Source organism: Allobosea sp. TAF32 (genome assembly GCF_052113585.1).
Lineage (GTDB): Bacteria > Pseudomonadota > Alphaproteobacteria > Rhizobiales > Beijerinckiaceae > Allobosea.
The window spans coordinates 1-429 of sequence record NZ_JBFRDM010000050.1; the positions used below are offsets into that span (position 1 = coordinate 1).

At 62.5% G+C, this 429-nt stretch carries 1 protein-coding gene; it reads left to right on the top strand.

The window, feature by feature from the left end; all coding sequences use genetic code 11:
* Positions 1-429, top strand: a 429-nt coding sequence (locus AB4Z16_RS28125) for an NAD-dependent epimerase/dehydratase family protein (RefSeq protein WP_441514590.1), incomplete at both ends; no start/stop codon positions are given.

The following is a 429-nucleotide window of genomic DNA, read 5'->3' on the forward strand; positions in this document are numbered from 1 at the left end:
GGTCTACGGCCCGATCAACAAGCCGCGCTGGATCTACGCCTGCTCCAAGCAGCTGATGGACCGTGTGATCCACGCCTACGGCATGGAGGAAGGGCTGAACTACACGCTGTTCCGCCCGTTCAACTGGATCGGCGCCGGGCTGGATTCGATCTTCGAGTCGAAGGAAGGCTCCTCGCGCGTGGTGACGCAGTTCCTGGGCCATATCGTCCGGGGCGAGCCGATCAAGCTGGTCGATGGCGGCGCCCAGAAGCGCGCGTTCGCCGATATTTCGGACGGCATCTCGGCCCTGATGCAGATCATCGAGAACAAGAACGGCGTGGCCAGCGGCAAGATCTTCAACATCGGCAACCCGGCCAACATCCACTCGGTGCGCGAACTGGCCGAGATGATGCTCAAGATGGCCGCCGACTACCCCGAGTACGCCGAAGA